Source organism: Variovorax sp. WDL1 (genome assembly GCF_001541225.1).
GTDB lineage: Bacteria > Pseudomonadota > Gammaproteobacteria > Burkholderiales > Burkholderiaceae_C > Variovorax.
In genome coordinates this window covers 109,815-115,052 of the sequence record NZ_LMTS01000073.1, presented here as the reverse complement: position 1 = coordinate 115,052, position 5,238 = coordinate 109,815, and the positions used below count along the sequence as shown (strand labels likewise).

The following is a 5,238-nucleotide window of genomic DNA, read 5'->3' as shown; positions in this document are numbered from 1 at the left end:
ACTCGATCAGCGAGGGGGGAGGCGTCCATACCATCTCCAGTGCGTTGCCGGGATGCCCGGCCTTGGGTGGTGAAAGGGAGTCAGACCTGTCGATTACTGCCGCGCCGAAGAGACCGGCTCGAGGTCTTCATTGACCGACCGCCAGGCATCGTCATCGAGCTGCCCGACGAGCGCCGCGAGGCGCAGCCGATCCATCAGCAGTCCCGCGCGGGCCTGAACCAGCGCAAGGCGCGCTGCAGCGGTGTCGTTCTCGGCGTTCAGCAGGTCGAGGGTGGTGCGCTCGCCGACCTGGTGCCCCAGGTGGGTGGCATCGCGCCGCGCCTCGCTGGCCTTCACCCCATCGGCAAGGGCATGCACCCGTTCGGCACCGACGCTCAGCCCGAGCCATGCGGACCGGACCTGCTGCGCCGTCACCTGCCGGCTGCGATCCACCTCCGTGGCCGCCTTGCCGGCCAGGCGCAGGGCCTCTTCCTGCTGGGCGCTGCGGTAGCCGCCGGTGAACAGCGGCACGGAGACCTGCACGCCGATCATGCGGTCCGTCCCCCTGTTGGAGGCGGAGCCGAAGTCACCGCTGCCGCTGAGCCGTTCGCGCGAAGCCTGCGCGATGACATCCACCGCGACCGATGATTGGAAGCTGAACCTGGATGCCTCCTGCTTCGCGACTTCGGCCGCCAGTTCCTGTATGCGGACGTCCGGATTGCCGGACTGGGCATCGGAAAGCCAGGCCTCCAGCGGCCTCGGCCGTGCATCCGCGGAGCGGCCGGCCGGCAAGCGGGCCGACAGCGTCGCTGCGGGCAGTCCGGTACTGTCGGCCAGCAGGTTGCGCTTGAGCTGCACGTCGCTCTCGGCTGCCAGCACCTGCGCACGAACACCAGCCAGGCGTGCGCCCGTCTCGTACGTGTCGGTGACCGGTGTCGAGCCCAGGGTGAAGCGGTCCTTCGCTTCGGTCGAGGCGCGTTGCACCGCATCCAGCTGGAGCTTCAGCACGCGCAGCGACTCCTCGGCCAGCGCGAGGTCGAAATAGCGCTGCGCCACGCGCAACATCAGCGACTGCCGGGCGGACTGCCACTCGAGGTCGGCCCGGTCGACAGAGAGGCCGAGCACTCGCTGCTGCGCACGCCGCGCGGGGTTGTAGAGGGGCTGGCTTGCGGTGATCGCCCAGCGGCCGGCGGTGCCTCCGCGGATCGAGGTGTTGAAGTTCACGTCGTTCGACACGCCGAACGCGGGCGTGGAGAACTGCGCACCACGGGTCTGTGTCTCGTGGGTCCCGAAGCCGCCCGAGGCCGTCGCCTCGACGCGCGGCCGCCAGAGTGCCGCGGCCTGGTCGCGGCGCGGCAGCGCGGCCTCGTGGGCGGCTCGTGCCACGGCGTGGTCCATGTCGGCGCGCTCGGCCGCCTGCAGGGCTTCAATCAGGTCGGCCGCGTGGCTTGCCTGCGAAGCGCAGGCGAGCGCCATCGCGCCGGCGAGCAGACAGCCCTGCAGGGTCGGGAACCGCCGGGCAGCCACGTTCAGGCGCCCGGCTTCGCGCCGAGCTTGCGCATGATCGTTTCCATGAGGCACCACTTCGTCAGTGAGCTCTGCAGCAGGTTCAACCCGACGAAGGCGGTGAATGCCAGCCACCAGGAACTGACGAAGATCGGGCTGCCGGGGATGCCCAGCGCCAGCGACAGCAGGATGAAAGAACCGGCGACGAGACGCACGAGTTGCCATGAGGTCATGAGGAAGCTCCTTGAGGTGGCACGGTGAAAGACGTCTGGCCTGGTGCCGCAGACCCCGTGATCGCACCCAGGCGGTTGCGATACGCGACGTAGTAGAGGATCGGGATGACGACCAGCGTCAACACCGTCGAGACGAAGATGCCGAAGATCAGCGAGATCGCCAGCCCGTTGAAGATCGGGTCGTCGAGGATGAAGAAGGCGCCGAGCATGGCCGACAGGCCGGTCAGCATGATCGGCTGGGCCCGGGTGATGGCGGAGTGCACGATGGCGTCCTTGAACGGCATCCCCTCGCGCACCTGCAGGTTGATGAAGTCGACCAGCAGGATCGAGTTGCGCACGATGATCCCGGCCAGCGCGATCATCCCGATCATGCTGGTCGCCGTGTACTGCGCGTTCAGCAGCGCATGGCCGGGCATCACGCCGACGATGGTCAGCGGAATCGGCGCCATGATGATCAGCGGCGTCAGGTACGAGCCGAACTGCGCCACCACCAGGAGGTAGATCAGCACCAGGCCGACGGCATAGGCGGCGCCCATGTCGCGGAAGGTCTCGTAGGTGATCTGCCACTCGCCATCCCACTTGAGCGCGTAGTCACGGTAGGCGTCCTCGGGCTGGCGGATGAAGTATTCGGCCAGTGTTCCACCGCCCGGCGTCGCGATGCCGGCCAGTTCACTGCGCATCGAGGCGACGCCATAGAGCGGACTGTCGATCTTGCCGGCCATGTCGGCGACGACGTAGTTCACCGGCAGCAGGTCCTTGTGGTAGAGCGGCTGCTCGCGCACGGTGTCCGTCACCTTGACCAGTTCCCGGATGGGCACCAGGTTGCCCGAGGCGCTGCGCACCGTGAGCTGCAGCAGCGTGTTCAGGTCGCCCTGGCGCTCGGCCGGCAATTGCAGGGTCGCGGCCGCGGGGTACTTGCTCTGGTCGTGCAGGTAGGCCGTGGCCTCGCCGGCGAGGCCCGTGCGGAGCGTGGTCACGATGGCCTGCTGCGGCACGCCCAGCATCGCCGCCTTCTGGCGATCGACCAGCAGCAGGGTCCGGGGCGCCGCGGCGATGCTGCTGTCATCGACGTCGACCAGTCCGGGCGTCTTCTCGAACACCGCGCGCACCGCCTTGGCAACCTGTTGCCGTCCTTCGATCTCGGGCCCGTAGATCTCGGCCACGATCGGCGACAGCACCGGCGGGCCCGGCGGTACTTCCACCACCTTGACGTTGGCGCCGAAGCGCTCGCCGATCTTCTGGAGCGCGGGCCGCACGCGGGTGGCGATCGCGTGGCTCTGCGCCTCGCGCTCGTGCTTGTCGACCAGGTTGACCTGGAGGTCACCGACTTCCCCGCCGGCGCGCAGGTAGTACTGGCGCACCAGCCCGTTGAAGTTGATGGGCGCGGCAGTGCCGGCATAGGCCTGGTAGTCGGTCACCTCCGGCACGGTGGCCAGGTAGGCGCCCAGCTCCTGCAGCACCGCGGCCGTCTGTTCGACGGGTGTTCCGGCCGGCATGTCGACGACCACCTGGAACTCCGACTTGTTGTCGAAGGGCAGCATCTTCAGCTGGACCAGGCCGATCGCCGGCAGCACGAGCGAGAGTGCGATCAGCAGGCCGATGCCCGCGCCGAGCAGGCGGCGATTGCGCGAGCCGCGCCGCTCGTCGAGCAGCGGGCGGAACACCCGTTCGAACAGCGGCCCGAGCTTGGCAGCCAGGCCGTGAGCCGTCGTGTGGCCATCGGCCTCGGCCACGTGGTCCGGCGCAGCCTTCATCCAGAGGCGCGCCAGCCAGGGCGTGACGACGAAGGCGATCGCCAGCGACAGCAGCATGCCCATGCTCGCGTTGATCGGGATCGGGCTCATGTAGGGCCCCATCAAGCCCGACACGAAGGCCATCGGCAGCAGCGCAGCGATCACCGTCAGCGTGGCCAGGATGGTCGGCCCGCCCACTTCGTCCACCGCGCCCGGGATGATCTGCGCCAACGTGCGTTCGGGATGCAGCTGCTGGTGGCGGTGGATGTTCTCGACCACGACGATCGCATCGTCGACCAGGATGCCGATCGAGAAGATCAGCGCGAACAGCGACACCCGGTTCAACGTGAAGCCCCAGGCCCAGGATGCGAAGAGCGTGACCGTCAGCGTCAGGATCACTGCAGCGCCGACGATCGCCGCTTCGCGCCGCCCCAGCGCGAGGAACACCAGCGCCACCACCGAGGCGGTGGCGAACAGGAGCTTCTGGATCAGCTTCTGCGCCTTGTCGTTGGCCGTGGCGCCGTAGTTGCGCGTTTCGGCAACCCGCACGTCGGCGGGAATCACCGTGTTGCGAAGAACATCGACGCGCCGCATCACGGCGTCGGCGACGTCGATGGCGTTCTCGCCCGGCTTCTTGGTGATCGAGAGGGTGACCGCCGGATACTCCGACGGAGCGGCGCCCTCCTTGCCGGCCTCGCCATGCCAGACGTAGCGGCTGGGCGGCAGCGGGCCGTCGCGCACCGTGGCCACGTCGCGCAGGAACACCGGCTTGCCGCCGCGCACGCCGACGACCAGTTCGCCGACTTCGCTGGCTTGCCGCAGGAACGGACCGGACTCGATGGCCACGGCCTGGTTCCCCGAGACCAGCTCTCCGACCGGCAGCCCGAGGCTGGCGGACAGCAGCGCGCTGCGCATGTCGGACACGGTGACGCCGGCGCCCGCCATGCGCGCGGGATCGAGCTCGACGAGCACGGCGCGGCCCGCTCCCGCAATGGTGCTCACCTCGCGGGTGCCCGCCACGCGCTTCAGGTCGGCCTCGATGCTGTGGGCCACCCGCTCCAGGTCGTAGGGGCCGATGGCGGCGTTCTTGCTGAAGAGCGTCAGCGTCACGATCGGCACGTCGTCGATGCCCTTGGGCTTGACGATCGGATCGAGCACGCCCAGCCCCTTGGGCAGCCAGTCGGCATTGGCGTTGACCGTGTCGTACAAGCGAACGAGCGCCTCGGTTCGCGGCACCCCGACCTTGAACTGCACCGTGATCACCGCCACCCCGGGGCGCGACACGGACATCACGTGCTCGACGCCCGCGATCTGCCCCAGCACCTGTTCGGCCGGACCGGCCACCATCTGCTCCACGTCCCGCACGCCCGCGCCCGGGAAGGGGATGAGCACGTTCGCCATCGTGACGTTGATCTGCGGCTCTTCCTCGCGCGGGGTGACCAGCACCGCGAAGGCGCCGAGCAGGAGTGCCACGAGCGCGAGCAACGGCGTGATCTGGGCGCCCTGGAAGAACGCCGCGATCCGGCCCGAGATGCCCATCGACGAGGAGCGGCCTTGCTGTGTCATGGTGTCGTCTGGCGAACGCGAGCGGCGGCCTGCGGATCGGTGGCGACCCGCTCGCCCGGCATCAGGCCCGAGAGCACCTCGACCTTGTCGCCGTCCACCCGGCCGAGGCGCACCTGGCGAAGCAGGGGACGGCCTTCGGGATTGAGCACGTAGAGTCCCGTCAGCTCGGCGCGGCGCACGATGGCCGACAGCGGCACGGACAGGCTGGGCGTCACCCCGGC

Annotated in this window: 3 protein-coding genes and 1 pseudogene; all 4 read right to left on the bottom strand. The window is 69.1% G+C overall.

Annotated elements, in window-relative coordinates:
- Window positions 1–93: 93 nt before the first annotated feature.
- A complete protein-coding gene (locus APY03_RS10540) occupies window positions 94–1,506 on the bottom strand; it encodes a TolC family protein (protein WP_232081189.1) in 1,413 nt (470 codons plus the stop codon).
- A 2-nt stretch (window positions 1,507–1,508) separates the two neighbouring features.
- On the bottom strand, window positions 1,509–1,718 hold the full coding sequence (locus APY03_RS10535; RefSeq protein WP_068676522.1) for a YgaP family membrane protein: 210 nt from the start codon (window positions 1,716–1,718) through the stop codon (window positions 1,509–1,511).
- Window positions 1,715–5,017, bottom strand: a complete 3,303-nt coding sequence (locus APY03_RS10530) for an efflux RND transporter permease subunit (protein ID WP_068676520.1) — start codon at window positions 5,015–5,017, stop codon at window positions 1,715–1,717. The genes APY03_RS10535 and APY03_RS10530 overlap by 4 nt, the downstream gene beginning before the upstream one ends.
- Window positions 5,014–5,238 (bottom strand): annotated as a pseudogene (locus tag APY03_RS10525) (efflux RND transporter periplasmic adaptor subunit); the annotation flags it as partial. The gene APY03_RS10530 and the pseudogene APY03_RS10525, both read right to left, overlap by 4 nt.